Source organism: Streptomyces violascens, from assembly GCF_014649955.1.
In the GTDB taxonomy this organism is placed as follows: domain Bacteria; phylum Actinomycetota; class Actinomycetes; order Streptomycetales; family Streptomycetaceae; genus Streptomyces; species Streptomyces violascens.
In genome coordinates, this window is sequence record NZ_BMUA01000003.1 from 58499 (window position 1) to 76041 (window position 17543).

13 protein-coding genes are annotated in these 17543 nt (G+C 72.8%); 4 read left to right on the forward strand and 9 right to left on the reverse strand.

Annotated features, from left to right (window positions below):
• The first annotated feature begins 22 nt into the window (after nucleotides 1-22).
• Together IE206_RS08675 and IE206_RS08680 are read left to right on the forward strand one after the other, a co-directional pair.
• Nucleotides 23-1195: a DegT/DnrJ/EryC1/StrS family aminotransferase gene (locus IE206_RS08675; RefSeq protein ID WP_189961474.1), complete on the forward strand. Its 1173-nt coding sequence runs from the start codon at nucleotides 23-25 to the stop codon at nucleotides 1193-1195.
• 91 nt (nucleotides 1196-1286) lie between these two features.
• On the forward strand, nucleotides 1287-3371 hold the full coding sequence (locus IE206_RS08680; RefSeq protein WP_189961864.1) for a lipopolysaccharide biosynthesis protein: 2085 nt from the start codon (nucleotides 1287-1289) through the stop codon (nucleotides 3369-3371).
• Here the strand turns inward: IE206_RS08680 and IE206_RS08685 are convergent.
• The 6 genes from IE206_RS08685 to IE206_RS08710 all read right to left on the reverse strand — a co-directional run bounded on the left by IE206_RS08685 (nucleotide 3346) and on the right by IE206_RS08710 (nucleotide 10398).
• Nucleotides 3346-4428: a glycoside hydrolase family 26 protein gene (locus IE206_RS08685; protein ID WP_226599030.1), complete on the reverse strand. Its 1083-nt coding sequence runs from the start codon at nucleotides 4426-4428 to the stop codon at nucleotides 3346-3348. The genes IE206_RS08680 and IE206_RS08685 overlap by 26 nt on opposite strands.
• Nucleotides 4425-4826 (reverse strand): hypothetical protein, encoded by a 402-nt coding sequence (locus tag IE206_RS08690; protein ID WP_189961475.1) that lies wholly within the window; start codon nucleotides 4824-4826, stop codon nucleotides 4425-4427. Before IE206_RS08690 ends, IE206_RS08685 begins: the two co-directional genes overlap by 4 nt.
• A gap of 233 nt (nucleotides 4827-5059) precedes the next feature.
• A complete protein-coding gene (locus IE206_RS08695; RefSeq protein WP_226599031.1) occupies nucleotides 5060-6976 on the reverse strand; it encodes a hypothetical protein in 1917 nt (638 codons plus the stop codon).
• A 151-nt stretch (nucleotides 6977-7127) separates the two neighbouring features.
• Nucleotides 7128-7940 (reverse strand): polysaccharide deacetylase family protein, encoded by an 813-nt coding sequence (locus IE206_RS08700; protein WP_226599032.1) that lies wholly within the window; start codon nucleotides 7938-7940, stop codon nucleotides 7128-7130.
• Nucleotides 7937-9190, reverse strand: a complete 1254-nt coding sequence (locus IE206_RS08705; protein ID WP_373300901.1) for a glycosyltransferase family 2 protein — start codon at nucleotides 9188-9190, stop codon at nucleotides 7937-7939. The genes IE206_RS08700 and IE206_RS08705 overlap by 4 nt, the downstream gene beginning before the upstream one ends.
• 131 nt (nucleotides 9191-9321) lie before the next feature.
• A complete protein-coding gene (locus tag IE206_RS08710) occupies nucleotides 9322-10398 on the reverse strand; it encodes a GNAT family N-acetyltransferase (protein ID WP_373300902.1) in 1077 nt (358 codons plus the stop codon).
• 258 nt (nucleotides 10399-10656) lie between these two features.
• Here IE206_RS08710 and IE206_RS08715 point away from each other — a divergent pair, with 258 nt between their 5' ends.
• Nucleotides 10657-10968 (forward strand): hypothetical protein, encoded by a 312-nt coding sequence (locus tag IE206_RS08715; RefSeq protein WP_189961477.1) that lies wholly within the window; start codon nucleotides 10657-10659, stop codon nucleotides 10966-10968.
• Between the two features lie 161 nt (nucleotides 10969-11129).
• Complete coding sequence (locus IE206_RS08720; protein ID WP_189961478.1) at nucleotides 11130-13283, forward strand: FGLLP motif-containing membrane protein; 2154 nt, start codon at nucleotides 11130-11132, stop codon at nucleotides 13281-13283.
• Between the two features lie 12 nt (nucleotides 13284-13295).
• Here IE206_RS08720 and hutI read toward each other — a convergent pair whose 3' ends face one another.
• The 3 genes from hutI to IE206_RS08735 all read right to left on the reverse strand — a co-directional run bounded on the left by hutI (nucleotide 13296) and on the right by IE206_RS08735 (nucleotide 17410).
• Nucleotides 13296-14462: an imidazolonepropionase gene (hutI, locus tag IE206_RS08725; RefSeq protein WP_189961479.1), complete on the reverse strand. Its 1167-nt coding sequence runs from the start codon at nucleotides 14460-14462 to the stop codon at nucleotides 13296-13298.
• A gap of 429 nt (nucleotides 14463-14891) precedes the next feature.
• Nucleotides 14892-16229: a formimidoylglutamate deiminase gene (locus IE206_RS08730; protein WP_189961480.1), complete on the reverse strand. Its 1338-nt coding sequence runs from the start codon at nucleotides 16227-16229 to the stop codon at nucleotides 14892-14894.
• Nucleotides 16220-17410, reverse strand: a complete 1191-nt coding sequence (locus tag IE206_RS08735; protein WP_189961869.1) for an allantoate amidohydrolase — start codon at nucleotides 17408-17410, stop codon at nucleotides 16220-16222. The genes IE206_RS08730 and IE206_RS08735 overlap by 10 nt, the downstream gene beginning before the upstream one ends.
• Nucleotides 17411-17543: the final 133 nt, after the last annotated feature.

Sequence of the window (17543 nt, forward strand, 5' to 3'; positions counted from 1 at the left end):
GCGGGGGGTCTGGGGGGACTTCATGGCGTACGAAGAGCTCGAAGCGTCGATGCGCGAACGGCTGGGGCGCGAGTGCCTCTACGTGCCGTCGTGCCGGCTCGGCCTGTACGTGGCGCTCAGACACTGGTGCCCCCCGGGCGGCCGGGTGCTGATGTCGCCGGTCAACGACGACGTCATCTTCTTCGTGGTGCTCGCGGCCGGCCTGCGCCCGGTCCAGGCACCGCTCGATCCGCACGACGGCTCCATCGACCCGGCCGCCGTACCGGACGGACTCTGGCCACGGCTCTCCGCCGTCCTCACCACCAATCTGTACGGCAACCCCGACCCGGCGCCCGAACTGGCCTCCAGATGCGGGCAGTTGGGGATCCCGCTCATCGAGGACGCGGCGCACGCCATCGGCAGCGAGACCGCCGGGCGCAAGGTCGGCACCTTCGGCCAGGCCTCCGTGTTCAGCCTCTCCAAGCACACCGCGGCCAAGGCCGGCGGCTTCCTCGCGATCGCCGACCCGGGCCTGCGCGAGGCCCTCGCCAAGACCCGCGACGCCCTCCTCGCCCCCCGCCGCTCCGGCGCCGAACTCGCCTACTGGGCACGGCCGTACGCGGAGGCGACCGTACGCGGCCTGCGTCTGGCGCCCGCCGCCTGGGCGGTCCTGCGCATGCTCGGGCAGCAGGAGCGCGAGGACATCCGGATGCCGCTGCGTCCGGACGAACTGGGCCGCGCGATCGAGTCCGCGCCGGGCCTCGCCCCCTTCCACTCCTGGGCCCGGGTCGACATGCACGACTACCGGGCCACCCCGGGAAGGGGCCGACTCGCCCGGATCCAGCGGAAGCTGGGCAAGCTCGACGCCGTACTCGACGCGCACCGCCGGGGCGCCGAGCAGTTGCTCGCCACCGAGTGGGCGCGGCCGAAAGCCGGGCCCGTCCAGCCGCTGTTCCGGGTGCCGCTGCTCGTCGAGGACCGGGACGCGGCCCGCGCGGCCCTTGCCCGCGAGCGGATCACGGTGGGCTATCTGTACGACCCGCCGCTCGACGACTACGCGGGCGAGGCCTTCACCGACCTCTCGCCCGCCCCCGAGGCGGGCCGCTGGTTCGCCCGGCACGCCCTGCCCGTCGACCCGTTGAAGGCCGCGCGCACCATCGAGGTGCTGCGCGCGGCGGGCACCCGGCCCGCGAGGGGCGGCCCCGCCGGTGTCTGACACGGCCAGATCCGAGATCGAGGACATCGCCGCCGTGCCGTCCGACCAGGTCGTCACCGACGGCCCCCCGCCCGCGGGCGGCGGCGACTCGATGTTCCGCAACGCCTACGCCCTCATGCTGTCCACGGCCGTCTCGGCCGCCCTCGGCCTCGGCTTCTGGCTGGTCGCGGCCCGCTACTACAGCGAGGAGGCGGTCGGGCAGGGCTCGGCGGCCATCGCCGCGATGAAGCTGCTCGCCTCGATCACCGCCACCACCATGATCGGCGCCGTGGTGCGCTACGTGCCCCGGGCCGGCCGCTCGACCGGCCCGCTCGTGCGCCGCGCCTACATCGCCAGCACCGTCGTGGTGGCGGTGGCCTGCGTCGTCTTCCTGTTCACGCTGCCGCTGTGGGGGCCCTCGTACGCGCCGCTGTCCGGGCTCACCGCCGGGGCGATCTTCACGGTGTCGTCGGTGGTCTGGGCGGTCCTGACCCTCCAGGACGGCGTCCTGACCGGCCTGCGCAAGGCGATCTGGGTGCCGGTCGGCAACGCGGTGTTCTCGCTCGGCAAGCTGCTCCTGCTCGCCGTGTTCTCGGCGCTCGCGCTCGGCGTCTTCATCTCCTGGGCCGCCGCGATGGTGCTTTCCGTCGTGCCGCTCGGCTGGCTGATCTTCCGCCGGCTGATCCCCGCTCAGGCCGCCGCCGACCGCGACCGGCCGGTCCCGGAGCTGCGCGAGATCGGCCGCTTCCTGGCCGGTGACTCGGTCGGCGCGCTGTTCTCGCTCGCCATGATCAATCTGCTTCCGGTGATGGTCGCGGTACGTTTCCCGGCCGCGCAGAACGGCTTCTTCTTCATCGCGTACACGGTCGGCGGGACCATGGAGTTCATGGCCATCAACATGGCCTCCTCGCTCACAGCGCACTCCTCGCACAGCCCCGACAAGCTCGCCGACGGGGTGCGCGGGGCGCTGCGCCGGATGGCACTCCTGCTGATCCCGGTCGTGCTGTTCCTGGTCCTGTTCGCCCAGCAGATCCTCGGCCCGTTCGGCGGCGACTACGCCCAGCACGGCACGCTGGTGCTCCAGTTGCTGGCCGCGGCCGCGATCCCGCGGGTCGCCGTCGAGCTGTACATCGGCGTCCTTCGCGTGCAGGGCCGCACCGGCATGCTGGCGATCCTCCAGGGCGCGATGTGCACCCTGGTCCTCGGCAGCGCCGCCGTACTGCTCGGCGTGTTCGGCATCTCCGGCGCCGGCTGGGCCCAGCTGTGCGCCATGACCGTGATGGCGCTGTGCTGCGTGCCCGGGCTGCGCGCAGCCCTCGCGGGCCGCGCCGCCGTCCGGCCCCCGCGTCCCTCCAAGGCGGCCGAGTTCGGCACCAGCTGGGCCATGCTCGCGCAGGCGGCCCGGACCGAGGAGGCCCAGGAGTACGGCACCCGCTGGGCCACCCAGACCGCGTATCTGCGCGGCGGCATGGACACCGCGACCCCCGCGCTCGGCATCCCGGTGTACGTCCCCGGCGCCCACCACCCCGAACAGGGCTCCGCGACCACCCTGCACCTGCGCACCCTGCCCGACCCGGCGGCCCGCGAGAGCGACGAGTCGCTCCTGACGACCGCCCTGTGGCTGCTGCTCGGCCTGGCCGCGGGCCTGTTCTGGGTGCCGCTGTCGCGCGCCGCGGACGTCCCCGGCGGCAACCTCAACGGCACCGGTCTCCTGCACTACCTGCCGCCGGTGAGCCTCACCGCGGGGGTGCTGCTCATCGTGGTGTGCAGCGCGGCGGTGTCGCTGTACCGGCCGCGCCCGGGGCTGCTCGTGGCCGGCCTGTGGGTGACGGTGGCGGGCCTGCACACCGCGCCGGTCATCCTCGGCGTACCGCCCGACCCGGTGTCCGGCCCCTGGCACACCCCGCTCGTCCGCTTCCTCACCGAGACCGCCGGACTCGCCTCGCAGAACGGCGTCGAACGCTGGCTGCCGATCGCGCTGCAACTTCTCTGCCTGGCCCTGGCGACGGTGACCCTGCGGGCGCTGCGGGTGCACTGGCGGGTCACCGCGGTCGTGGTGTGGGTGCTGGCGGTGGCGGGCTGGGCGGCCCAGCACGCGTTCGCCGAGGCTGCGCTGCCGGTCTTCGCGGGGCTGTGCGCGACGACGGCGGCGGCCCTGGTGAACCGCTGGTTCACCGACCGGGAACGGGCTGCTTGAAGTACCCGTCCGCACCGGCGGCCCGGTAACCGGCAAGCGGGGAACCGGAGTTGACGGTGAGGTCGCAGCCCTTCCCGGGAACGGACCGATTCCACATCACCAGGGCCTTGGCGTCGGGCAGCGCGGTCTTCGCCGTATCAGGCACCTGCTCGTACCACTGCCGTGCCCGCTCGGGCTGCTGGGGATCGGGGGCGGTGGCGAACTCGGAGAGCATGATCGGCTTGCGGTCGGAGATGTTCGCGCGCAGCCAGTCGTAAGTGGGCTTCTGGCTGCGGGAGAAGTCCTTCCAGTCGGTGGTCCTGTGACACAGGAAGTAGTTGTACTGGTCCATGCCGATCCAGTCGACGTAGTCGTCGCCCGGGTACAAGCGCTTGAAGAGTTGGCCGTTGGCGAGATAGCCGGAGACGGTCCACACCCACACCACGTTGTCCACGCCGAGCCGCTTGAAGCGGTCGTGGAGGTGGCGGTAGGCGGCGACGTACTCCTCGGGCGTGCCGGCGTCCGGGGTGCGGGCGTCGACTTCCTGGTCGAAGGAGAGAAAGACCCGCTTCCCGTAGGCCTTGATGCGCAGCGCTTGCGGATCGATGATCGATGCGTCGTACGCCCCCGAGGCGACTTTCGCCCACCCCAACTGATCTTCCGTGTACCCCTCGTGGTGCGGCTTGCGCCAGACCGTGGACTCCCAGGCCAGCATGAGCAGCCGGTCGCGGCCGAGCTCCTGCTCGTCGGGGGTGAGCAGCTCGCCGTCGAGCGGCTTGTCCGACATGTCGTGGTACGTGTACAGCAGGTCGAGCCTGCGCCCGATCTTGCTCTCGAAGTCGAGTACGGGGTCCTTCAGGGAGCCGTTCTCGGCGTACGGGACGTACGCGCCCCACCAGGCTCCGCACGGCGGGGCGAGCTTGGCGTCGGGGGCGCAGGGTCCGCTCGGCGCGGGGCCGGAGGCGGCGTCGGCGGGCAGCGCGTCCCGCTTCCCGGGCTTGTCGAGCCAGACGGCGAACCCGGCGACGAGTCCGGCCACGACCAGCAGGGTGGCCGCGGTGACCGCACGCCGGATCACCGCCCGGCCCCGGGTTTGGCCCGTTTCGTACGCTCCACGGCGCCCCGGGTCGCGGCGGGCAGGGGCAGCCCCGGGAAGGCGCAGGCCACGGTCGAGAACGCGGCGAGCGAGATCAGGAAGGCGGTGGCGGAGAACCCGTGCACGAGGAAGAGGCAGGTGGACATGAGCGCCCCGAACGAGAGGCTGAGCGGTGCTACCAGTGCGAGTGCCTCCAGGCGGGCGCCGGGTCGCAGGGTGCCGGGCTGCGGGTAGAGGAGCGCGAAGCCGGGGCCGAGGGTGACGAAGAGGAGCACGGGGATCCATCGGGCCGGGCTCGCGCCGGGCAGCGCGGTCGCCGCCAGCGCGAGCCACCCCGAGAGGGCGACGGTGACTCTGACGTGCGTCTGGCTGAGGGTCATTGCGGTGACCTCCGGGTCGGGTCGGTGAGGGTGGTGCCTGTGCGGTGCGGTGCGCTGGGCTGGGCAGCGGGCGGGGTGCAGCGGTTCGCGAAGTTCCCCGCGCCCCTGAAACCCGCTTCCGGCTGCGGGCCGACGTGGTTGCTCGCGCAGTTCCCCGCGCCCCCAGCAGGATGGTGCTGGCCCGCACCAGGGCATTTCAGCCCCAGCGCACCCCGCCGGGCCGCGCCCCGAGGTCACCCCGGGCGGGGGGCCACATACTGCAGCACCGTTCCGTACGCATTCCCGTCGATCACCCGGAACTTCGGCGAAGCCTCAAGCTTCGCCTTCAGCTCCGCGAAGCCCCCCGCAGGGAGCAACCCCTCCCCCGCCGTGTAGAAGTCCTGCGTCCGCGTCAGGACGAAGTACACGGGCCGCCCGTCCTTGGGCAGCTGAGGCTCCAGATACCCGACAGGATCCCGCAGCATGATCGCGTTCTGCGGCTCCTCCTGCTCCGCGACATACCAGTGCTCCAGCTGGTCGTACCGGTGCAGCGCCTGCGGGAAGGACCCGGTGACGGCCAGGATCATCGACCCCTTGGGCGCGTTGTCGAGCACCTTCGTCACCATCGCCGTCTCGGCCGGAGGCGTGTAGTACATCCGCTCCTTGCCGTAGTACGCGGGAATGAACCCCGCCACAAGGAGCACGAGCACCAGCGGCAGCGCGACCGCCGCGACCCGCCGGCGCACCACGGGTCTGATGCGCCCCTTCCCCTGCCCGGCCGCCGCCGGCACGAGCGCCGCCGCCGCGAAGAACGCGGCCCCCGGCAGCCCGAACAGGTAGACGCGGAAGAGCATTTCGCCGCCGTAGTCGTTGACGGCGAACAGCGGCACCGGCGCGATCGACACCAACAGCAGCGGCAGCGCGCTCTTGACCAGTTTTCGGCGCAGGACGACCGCGACCGCCGCCAACCCGGCGATCACCAGCACCATCACCACGTCCGCCCGGCCCTGCAACACCGGCCCTGGGCCCGTGAGTTCACCCGCGTACCCCGCCCGCGAGTTGTTCAGGAGGTTGCCCACCGACTCCTTCAGCGAGGCCAGCGTCTCCACGAACAGCGGCCGGCCCATCGTGACGTCCCAGATCAGCATGATCACGGCCGTGACGACGAGCAGCCCGGGGTTGCGGTAGCGCCGGGTCAGGTTGAGCGCGAACAGGGCGACACACAGCATCACCGGCGTGAGCTGGTGGGTGAAGTTGATGGCGGCGATCAGCGGGGCCAGGATCGCGATGCAGACCGCCCGCTGGCGGCCCGTGGTGGGCGGCGGGATGCTGGCGGCGGCCGGGTCGAGGTTGGCCCGTGAGCGCAGCTCGCCCGCGGCCCCGGGACGTACGAAGTGCCGGAAGACCACGGCCAGTACGGCCAGGTCCAGGATGAGCGCCATGCCCTGGGGCGAGAAGTAGTCCTGGCCGACCCAGTTGGCGACCTCGAAGATCCACACCCCCGTCCACACCAGGCGCCAGTCCTCGGCGAAGGTGCGGTAGATCAGGACCAGTACGGGGATGAGGACGACGCCGTAGAAGAGCGAGGCCCAGTTGAGGTACGAGGCCGCGGTGTCCACGCCGAAGGCGCGCACCAGGCCCGCGTTGAGCGTGAAGAAGCCGGGCCACTGGTCGTACGCCGCCATGTTGCCGGACAGCGGCACGCCGGGCCGCAGCTCCTGGTTGGCGAGGAGGTGGTTGACCACCGCGTCGTGCTTGGAGGACCAGGGATAGCGCACCGAGTTGTACAGGATCGCGGTCGGCGCCTTGAGGGCGAAGAGCAGGGCGACGCTGTAGAGGCCCGGCCACCAGGGCGCGGTGCCCGCCCGCCGCAGGCTGACGACGAAGCCGCCGGTCAGCACGGCGAGGGAGAGGTAGAACGCGGCGGGCAGCTGGTCGAGCAGGCCCCAGTCGTCCATGTGCCGGTAGTCGATGTGCGGCAGCGAGTACACCCATAAGGCGGTCGCGATCACCAACGGGAGCCAGGTGAACAGGATTTGAGGCTGTATCAGATCCGGTCTCGACCAGCGTCGCGCGCCCTTCGTCGGCGCGTCCGCCGTCTGCTCCCCGGCCGGGCCGTCGGGGGGCTGCTGCTTGCTCCCCTGGACCGGCGTGGGCACACGTTGCTGCACAGTGCGACTCCCCCCACAGATGTGGTCACGGCCGTCACGCCGCTGTCCCCTGGCTGTTCCGCTGGCTGTCCCCTTGAGATCCTGCGCCTGAGCGCAGTATAGGAACACTCTTCGCGTTTGTACGGCTACACCGCAGATCACCCCGCTCCCGTCACCCCGCGAAGACCGGCCCCTTCACGAGGGCCCTGCTCCGCCGGTAGAGCCGCCAGCCGACCGTTCGCGGCGAGTCGTTGTACGGGGCGACCCGTGCCCCCTGCCCGCGCATCCATGCCTGAATGTCGGCGACGGTGTGCGTGCGGCGCAGGATGAGCCGGGCGATGCGGTACGCCTCGTCGCGCTCCGAGCTGAGCGCGTGCCGCACCGCGACGGCCGTCTCGTACCCCGCCGCGCGCGCGGCCCGGCGCACGGCGCGGCTGTTGTAGCCGTGCGGGTAGGCGAGGTGGTCGACGCGATGACCGAGGGCGTCCTCCAACTCGGCCTTGGATTGGGTCAGTTCACGCCGCAGGTCTCGCGGGGTGAGCGTGTCGAGCTGGGGGTGCGAGACGGTGTGGCCGCCGACCTCCATCCCGTACTCCTCCAGAAGCTTCGCCTGGTCGAGGGTCATCATCGGCGCGGGCGGCAGCAGGCTCTGCCTGCCGGGCGTGATCGCGCCGGTGGTGAGGTAGGCGGTGGCGGGCATGCCGCGTTCGGCGAGCGCCTCGGCGGTGCGGCCCGGCAGGTCGGCGAAGCCGTCGTCGAAGGTGAGCGCGACCGGCCGGGGCGGCAGCGGGGCCCGCCCGGCGAAGTGCGCGGCGAGCGTGCCGATGGTCACCGGCGTACGTCCGCTGTCATGGATCGCATCGAGCTGGGCCCCGAACTCCCGCGGCGTGACGGTGAATTCGGCGATCCAGTCGGGCGGGTCGTCCATCACCGCGTGGTACAGGAGCACCGGGATGCGGGGCGCGTCGGTGCCCGGCGGGCTCATCGGGTCGCCTCCCAGGGCAGCCGGTGGCCACGCACCCGGCGCCGGGCGCGGAGGTAGCCGAGCGGCCCGTACAGCATGCCCCGGCGCTCCAGGCGGGACAGCGAGCGCGGCCACGGGTAGCTCTGCGAACCGTGCTCGCCCGGCACGGACTGCTCGCCCGCGTCGCGGTGGGCGCTGATCGCCAGCGCGTGCGCGAGGCCGCGCGGAAGGCGGGCGAGCAGCGCGGGCAGCAGTGCGGGGCGGCGCACGATGATCGCGGTGAGGTAGGCGGTGAGCCCGGCACCGTATCCGTACGCCTGGTTCTCCAGGTCCTGCCAGGTCTCGCGGTGGTGGTGCCAGACGAGCGCCTCCGGCGTGTAGCTGAGCCGGTGGCCCGCGACGACGACCCGGGCGAACGCGTACAGGTCGTCGCCGCCCCTGGCCGGGGTTCCGGTGCCGGTCGCCGGGTCGAAGCCGCCGACCGCGCGGAGGGCGCGCGCCCGGAAGGCCATGTTGGCGCCGGATCCGAACCGCCCCGCCGTGAACGGGAACAGCGGCTCGTCGGCCGGGGGCCTGCGCGGGTCGAAGTGGCGCGGCGCGAAGCCCTTGGTGAAGCCGCCGTGGCTTTCGAGCAGGATCTGCGCGGGGGTGGTGAGGCGGGCGGGCAGGATGAGCCCGGTGACGCAGCCGAGCCGGGGGTCGTCCGCGAAGGGCGCGGCCAGCGAGGACAGCCAGCGCCGGTCGGCGATCACGTCGTCGTCGGTGAACGCGAGGATCTCGCCGTGCGCCGACGCGACGCCCCGGTTGTGGGCCGCGGCGAGCCCCGGCACGGGCTCGACGACGTAGCGCACACCGAGCGCGGCGTAGCGCTGCTCGACGAGTTCGCGGGTCTGGTCGGTGGCCGGGTTGTTGTCGACGACGAGGATCTCGTAGTCGGGGTGGTCCTGGCCGAGCAACGAGTCCAGCGCGCGGGCGAGTTGGCTGGCCCGCTCCCGCGTGGCGACGACGACGCTGGCGCGCGGCAGCCCGGGCGGGGGCGCGGGCCGCTCCTCGGGCACGAACCCGGTGAGCTGCTTGCGGGCCGCCGTGGCGAGCACCTCGGCCGTGTCGTCACCCTCCCTGACCTGCCCGAGCACTGTCCCGACCGGCCGCCCCCGCAGCCTGACCAGGACGTACACCTCACCGGGCCCGACCGGCGGCCCGCCCGGCGCGGGCGTGAGCGACAGGACGTCCCCGTCCAGGCCGTCGAGATCCAGCTCCCCCACGCTGATCCCCTGCCTGATGCCCTGCGGTCTCACGAGGCTCTGGGCCTCCGGGCCCTGCGATGACTGCGACGACCTGTCCGACACTGTGCTTCCCCCCGTGCTCCGGGTCTCCTGATGTACTCAACGCCCCCGCGGGGCTACTTTCCGGCGCCGCGCAACCGCCCGGCCCGCTTGAGGCTGCGCTGTGCGAACTCGGCGAGCCTCGGCCGCTTCCGCACGAATCCGTGCGCCCGGCGGGACGGCTCGCGGCCGATCCAGTGCAGCACCGCGCCCGCGCCGGGCCGGGTGGTCGCCCCCTCGTACACCGGTATCTCGCCGGTCTTCAGGGCGTCCTTGTACTCGGCGGCCCCCCGCCCGAGGTCGAGCATCCCGATCCCCTCGGCCGCGGCGGCCTGCGCCATCCGCAGATGGAGCACCAGACCCGGCGAGAACTTCGCGAACTCCGGGTCGTACGCCGGAAACCAGCAGGCCAGGACGGTGCGCGAACGCAGCCCGAAGTGGGCCGCGACCGGCTGCTCCCCCGCGTAAAGGACGGAGAGCACCCCCGAGCAGCCCGGCGCGCGGGTGTGGGCGAGCTGCTGCACCAGGGTGTTGATCCAGTCCTGCGCGAACCGGTCGCGCCGCCCGGTGCGGCGGTACTGCGCGGACTTCCACTCCATGAGCCGGGCCAGCGCCGCCGGGTCCCGCTCGTCGAAGACGAACCGGACCTCCCCGGCCTGCCGGCCGAGGCGGCGCTCCTTGGCCGCGGTCGTCTTGAAGAACTTCGGCGACTGCTGCCGCAGGATCGTTTCGTACGAGGCGTAACCGGCCCCGACGTCGATCACGAAGGAGGCGTACTCGGCGGCGGCGTCCGCCACGAACAGCGACTGCCCGGCCTCCAGATTGTCGAACTCCCATGAGGACAGACCACAGGCCCTGATCAACTCACCCTGGTTCAGAGCGAGTTGGGGTGCAGCGACGATCCCCTGACAGTCCGACACCCCGAACCCGATGGCGCGCCCCTGGCCCAACTTCCCCTTCTCGTACGGGAAGAAGGCCACAGGCACGCCGTCCTCGTACACCACGGCCACCCGGGCCGAGGACCGCACCCGGCCGACGGCCAGAGTGAACTCCGGCTCCATGAAGGGATTCTCCGGCGCCTGCGACTTGGCCCGCAGCTCGCGCCAGATCTCCAGTTCCCCGGCGCTCAGATCGCCGGGCCTGACCACTCGTATTCGACCCCGTGCGCCCTCGGCGGCGCCGCTCCCGCGCAGACTGCTCAACTTTCGACCCCCCGGTCTCCCCCTGAGCCACGCTGAACCTGGACGGTACCGGTCGATTTCGCCCGACGGTAGGTACCCTCCCTCAGTTCGTGACCGTACTGTGAAGGTTGGTACGCCGTCGTCGTTCTGGCCCCGTCTTGGGTGGACGACACCTGGGTCGGGCGGGGCCGGACGTACGGGCGGGGCGCTCGGCGTGAGCTAATGCACCGTATGAGCTACTTCATGACCGACCTGTCGGGCACCTCCGTCGAGGAGCCCGACGAGGCGATGATGCGCACGATCCTCGACGGCCTGGCCGATGCCGACGACGAGCACCCCGACGTCTCCCTGACCCACGAGAACGGCTGGTCGCTGAGCGCCTTCCCGAGCGGCGAGCTGCTCTGGCTCCTCTGGGAGAACCTGGACGACCCGGACGCGCCCCCGCGCCAGGTGTCCGGCGTGTCCAAGGACGAGGTACTGCGGCTCTTCGGGCTGCTCGCGACGGGCGACACCGCGGAGATCGAGCGCCTGGCCAGTTCGTGAGGGGTGCCTGAGGGGCGCACGGCGCATATCCATCGGGCAATCGCGCTCCCGAGCGCCGCCTACGCGCCGGAACCTTCTCGCCGGGGTCGTGGCGTCCTAGGACACGTAACCGGAGGCGCAGCGGTCCGGGGAGGGCCGCGCGGACGAGGGGGGCACAGCCGATGGAGAAGAGGCTGTGGCAGCGGAGTTTATGCGTGGCGGTGGGTACGGCGGCAGTGCTGCCGGCCATCACCGGGGTGCCGGATCCGGCGGCGCCCGAGCGCATGGTGACCACGGCGGCGACGGCCGCCGCGGTCGGCTCCGCCCCCTTCGCGTCCACGCCGGGGCCCGGCCCTTCCACGCCACTGGCCGGGCCCACATCTCCCAAGCCGCCGCACATCGGGGCGCCGCAGCCGTCCGCGAACCCCGTGTTCACGGTGTACCCGACGGCCAAGCGCGGCGGGCCCCTCCATGTGAACGGCTACGACTTCGACTGTGCGGGCAAGGGTGACGGGTCCGCCGGGCCGATCACCCTGACCAGCAGCCTCTTCCCGCCGGTCAAGGGGTCGACCGACGCATCGGGCCACTTCCACTACCGGTACGTCGTGCCCGCGAATGCGGCGCCCGGGACGTACACGGTGGTCGCGACCTGCGCCTCGCGCCCCTCGGTGAGCCGGAGCGGAAGCTTCCAGGTCGTCGTACCGCCACCACCGTCGCCCTCGGTCTCGCTCACGCCGGGATCCGGTGAGGCCCGCAGCACCGTGAACGTCCTCGGTACGTCGTTCCAGTGCGGTGCAGCGGCCAGTGTCCTGTGGGACGGAAAGGCCGTCGCCTCCGGAACCGTGTCGAGGGCGGACTGGAAGGTCAGGACCTCCTTCTCGGTGCCGGCGGGGGCCGCGGCGGGCCCGCACACAGTGACCGTGACCTGCCAGGGGCTGCCCGTCGCCGGCGCAGGGGAACAGACCACGGCTGCGGGGCAGCTCACGGCCTCGGCCCGGTTCACGGTGACCGCGACAGCGGTCACCCCGCCTGTGTCACCGACGCCGACACCGACAACGCCGTCCCCGTCCCCGTCATCGCCGACACCCACGCCCGTCGGCAACAGCCCGCAGGAGTCGTCCCCCGGCCACGACAAGGGCACCGGCACCGGCACGCATACGGACCCGGACCCGAGCCTGACCCCGCCTGCGACACCGGACGGCACGGCCACGAAGTCCGGTTCGCCGGACCCGACCTCCTCTCACAAGGCCTCGGGCGCCCCAGGGCCCTCCTCCTCGTCCTCCTCCGCACCCCCGCCGGGGACGCATCCGCCGGGGGACAGCGGCACCAAAGGCAGTCACGGGATCGGGCTCGTCGGGAGTCTGCGTACGCCCGCCGAAGTGTCGTGGGCGCTCAAGGACTTGGCCGGATCGGCCGGGCTTGCCGTCTGGTTCCTGTTCATGGTGCTGCTCCTGGAGAAGGCGTTCCCCTCGCAGATCGCCGAGAACGCGCTGACCCGCTGGTGGCGCAGGCGGCGGCAGCACACCGGTCCGGCCAGGATGCCCGGCTGGCTGCGGATGGGCTGCTACGCGGTCGGTGGCGGGGCGCTCGTGGTGTGGGCCGACGCCACCACCCACTGGGGCGCGCAGACCGCCGTCAAGGTGGCCGGGGCGGCGGCCGGGATGCTGCTGATTCTCGTGACGTACGAGAAGACGAAGGACTCGCTGCTGCGGCCGGGCCGGGGCGGCGTCCCGGCCGAACTCCGTGTGGTTCCGGCCGGGTTGGCGCTCGCCGTGGTGATGGCGGCGCTGTCGAGGTGGCTGGAGTCCCCCGTGCCGTACGTCTACGGGCTCGTCGCGGTGTATCTGGTGCTCGGCGCTCCGCCGCGCGTCTTTGGGGGCGTACCGAAGGGGCAGGCCGTGCTGGTCGGCGGGATCTGCACGCTGGCGGCCTCGCTGCTGGTGTGGACGCTGGGCGCGCCCCTGGTCGAGGCGGGGCGCGACGCCGATCCCGGGGGCCTGTCGTACGTGCTCGCGTACACGGTCGGCCTGGCGGTGGTGGGCGGGGTCGAGGTGGTGGTGTTCGGGATGCTGCCGCTGTCCGGCATGGACGGGCGCGTGCTCAAGGAGTGGAACAGGCCCGCCTGGTACGCGCTGTATCTGGTCGCGCTGACCTTCTTCTTCCACGTGCTGCTGAGCCAGGTGCACCCGGGTGCGGGCGCGCATCTCCTGGTGTCGAAGGACCTGCGCTGGGTGACGGTGGCCATCGCGACCGGTCTCTTCGTACTCGCCTGGGCGTTCTCGCTGGGGCTGCGCCGCTGGGTGGCCCGCCTGGAGCGGCGGGCCGCGGCAGCGTGAACGGCCGGCCGGTCAGGCCCTGCGGCCCGCCCGCCAGACCTCGCTCACCAGCGGGACGCCGGGCCGGTAGGCGAGGTGGACGTGCGAGGGCGCGTCCAGGAACGCCAGGTCGGCGCGGGCACCCGGGGCGAGACGGCCGATGTCGGTGCGGCGCAGCGCGGCGGCGCCGCCCGCGGTGGCGGACCAGATCGCCTCGTCCGGGGTCATCTTCATGTCCCGTACGGCGAGTGCGACGCAGAACGGCATCGAGGACGTGAAGGACGACCCGGGGTTGCAGTCGGTGGACAGGGCGACGGTCGCGCCCGCGTCCAACAGCCGCCTGGCGTCCGGCCACTGGGCCCGGGTGGAGAACTCGGCGCCGGGCAGCAGGGTGGCGACGGTCCGGCTGTTGGCGAGGGCGTCGACGTCCGCGTCGGTGAGGTGGGTGCAGTGGTCGGCGGAGGCGGCCTCCAGCTCGACGGCGAGCTGCACGCCGGGGCCGTACGTCAGCTGGTTGGCGTGGACACGCGGCATGAGCCCCTTGGCCTTGCCGGCGGTGAGGACGGCGCGCGCCTGATCCCCGTCGAAGGCACCCTTCTCGCAGAAGACATCGACCCAACGGGCGTACGGGGCGCAGGCGTCGAGCATCTCGCCGGTGACCAGGTCGACGTACCCGGCCGGGTCGTCGGCGTACTCCGGGGCCACGATGTGCGCGCCGAGGTAGGTGACCTCGTCGGTGTGCTCGGCCGCGATGCGCAACGCGCGGGCCTCGTCGTGGACGGTGAGCCCGTACCCGGATTTGGTCTCCAGGGTGGTGGTGCCCTGCCGCAGCGCCTCGGCGAGGTACCGGGCGACGTTGTCCCCCAGCTCCTCGTCGCTCGCGGCGCGGGTGGCGGCGACGGTGGTGCGGATGCCGCCGGCGGCGTACGCCTGGCCGGACATGCGGGCGTTGAACTCCTGGGTGCGGTCGCCCGCGAAGACCAGGTGGGAGTGGGAGTCGACGAAGCCGGGGATCACGGCTCGGCCGTGGGCGTCGTGGGCGGTGTCGGTGGGCGGGGCGTCTTGGCTGCGCCCCACCCAGGCGATGGTCTGGTCCTCGATGACGAGGGCGGCGTTCTGGATGAGACCGAGGGGGCCGGTTTCCCAGGTGGGGTCGTTGGTGACGAGGGTGGTGATGTTGTGTACGAGGGTGCTGGTCATGGTGTCCTTTCTTGTTCCCGACCCCGCCCCTTCCCGCTGGGACACTCTGCGGCTCCGCCGCGTGGCCTCCGGGGGGGGGGTGGAGGTGAGCTGAGGTCCGTTCCCGGGGGCGCGGCGCCCGGACCCCCGCTCCTCAAACGCCGGAGGGGCTGGATGTGGTCGGCTTTCGACTGCGGGCCGGTGGGGGCTGGTCGCACAGTTCCCCGCGCCCCCCAGCAGGGTTGCCCCTGGCGGAGTGCATCCCCAGCCCGTCATGGGGGTCCCCCCTGGCCCTTGAGGCCTTGGGGGAGTTTGAGGACGAGCGTCCTTGAGGCGCGAACGGGGTCTGGGGCGGAGCCCCCGGGACGGCCGACGGGCCGCGCCCGGACATCCCACCCCCGGCGGGTTCAGGGAAGGGGCGGGGTGGGGCCTCCGGGGCCCGGGCCGGGGCTACGATCTCAGCGCTGCGATCGCCGTCGCCAGTTCCGTCGGCACGTCGGGTATCAGGGCGTGGGACCCGTCCCGCACCACCTGACGGCCGCCCACCACCACGTGGCGGACGTCTGCCGAAGTCGCCGCGAACACCGCCGTCTCCGCGGCGAGCCGAGGAACCGGCCCCGCCGTCCGGACGGAGTCGAGCGCGATCGTCGTGAGGTCCGCCAAAGACCCCGCCTCGATGCGGCCCGCCTCGGCCCAGCCGAGGGCCGCATGCCCGTCGGCCGTGGCGGCACGCAGCAGAGCCGCCGCCGTCCAGTGCCCCCGCGTCCGCGTACGGAGGCGCTCGTCGAGCTCCATCGCCCGCGCCTCCTCCAGGATGTCGATCACGGCGTGGCTGTCGCTGCCGAGCGACAGAGGGGACCCGGCCCGCTGGAGGGCGAGCGCGGGGCCGATGCCGTCCGCGAGGTCGCGCTCGGTGGTGGGACACATGCAGGTGCCCGTACCGGTGGAGCCGAGCAGCGAGATGTCCCCGTCGGTGAGGTGGGTGTTGTGGACGCCCGTCGTGCGCGGGCCCAGCACCCCGTGCTCCGAGAGCAGCTGGGTGGGCGTCAGACCGTACGCGTCGAGGCACGCGTCGTTCTCCGCCGTCTGCTCGGACAGGTGCACGTGCAGCGGGGCCCGCCGCGCCTCGGCCCACCCCGCGACCGTGCCCAACTCCCGTGCGGGGACGGCCCGTACGGAGTGGATGGCCGCACCGATCCGGGCGTGCTCGCGGTCCTTGAGGGCCGAGCAGCGTTCCGCCCAGGCCTCGGCCGTACCGTCCGAGAAGCGGAGCTGGTGCTGGTTGGGGGCGGCGCCGAAGCCGGAGGAGAGGTAGGCCGTGTCGAGCAGGGTGATGCGGATGCCCGCCTCGGCCGCCGCGGCGATGAGCGCCTCGCCCATCGCGTTGGGGTCGGCGTAGGGAGCGCCGCCCGGCGCGTGGTGGACGTAGTGGAACTCGCCGACCGCCGTGATCCCCGCGAGCGCCATCTCCGCGTACACGGCGCGGGCGAGGGCGTGGTACGTGTCCGGGGTGAGCCGGGACGCGACCTGGTACATGATCTCGCGCCAGGTCCAGAACGTCCCGGAGCCGACCTGCACGGTGGAGCGCAGGGCGCGGTGGAAGGCGTGCGAGTGGGCGTTGGCGAGCCCGGGGATCGTGAACCCGCGCAGCACCACGGCGCCGGGCGGCGGAGCCTCGACTCCCTTGCGGACGGCGGAGATTCGGCCGCCGTCGGCGACCTCCACGACCACGCCCGGCTCGGCCTCGGGGTCGAGCCAGGCGTGTTCCAGCCAGTACGTCACCTGCACGCGAGGCCCTCCAGTACATCGGCGAGTGCGAGCACCCCGGCGACGCAGTCGTCCTCGCCGGCGAACTCGGCCGGGGAGTGCGAGACGCCGGTGGGGTTGCGTACGAACAGCATGGCGGTCGGGATCGAGCCGGACAGGATTCCGGCGTCGTGTCCCGCGCCGGTCCCGAGGACGGGAGTGTGACCGCCGAGGATCTTGGCGATCTCGTCGCGCAGGGCGTGCTCGAACTCCACGACGGGCGTGAAGGACTCGCGTACGACGCTGAGGTCCACGCCGTCCCGCTCGGCGCGCTCCTTGGCGGCCTGCTCGATCGCGGCGACGACCGTGTCCAGGGTGGACTGGTCGGCGGCGCGCGAGTCCAGCCAGCCGCGCACCAGGGAGGGGATGGCGTTGACCCCGTTGGGCTCGCAGGAGATCTTGCCGAACGTCGCGACGGCGCCGGCGAGTTCCGCCTCGCGGCGGGCGGCGAGGACGGTCTCGGCGTACGTCAGCATCGGGTCGCGGCGGTCGGCCAGGCGGGTGGTGCCGGCGTGGTTGGCCTCGCCCGCGAAGTCGAACCGCCAGCGGCCGTGCGGCCAGATCGCGGAGGCGATGCCGACGGCGTCGCCGCTGAGGTCGAGGGCCCGCCCTTGCTCTACGTGCAGTTCCACGAACGCGCCGATGCGGGCGAGGCGTTCGGGGTCGGGGCCGATGGTGTCCGGGTCGTACCCGGCGCGTTCCATGGCCTGCGGGAGGCTGACGCCGTCCGCGTCGCGCAGGCGGTGCGCGGCGTCGACGGTGAGCTGTCCCGCGGCGAGCCGCGACCCGACGCAGGCGAGCCCGAACCGCGCGCCCTCTTCGTCGCCGAAGTTGGTGATGGCGAGGGGCCTGTTGAACTGGGCGCCTCGGCGCCGGAGTTCGTCGAGCGCGGCGAAGGACGACACGACGCCGAGGGGGCCGTCGAAGGCGCCGCCGTCGGGTACGGAGTCGAGGTGCGACCCCGTGACGACGGCGTCCCCGGCTTCCGGGTCTCCGGCCCAGGCCCACTGGTTGCCGTTGCGGTCGAGCTCGTAGGCGAGTCCTCGGGACTCGGCCTGCGCGCGGAACCAGTCCCGGCAGTCGGCGTCGGCGGCGGTCCAGGCGAAGCGGCGGTAGCCGTGGGTGTCGGGGTTGCGGCCGATGGGCGCGAGCTGGCGCCACATCTCGTGGAAGGACGCCCCACCCCGCCCCTCCCCGAGACCCTCCGGGGGCAAGTACGCGGGCCGCGGGTCGGCGGACACGGGGCTCCGCCCCGGACCCCGCTCCTCAACCGCCGGAGGGGCTGACTTCGCGGCT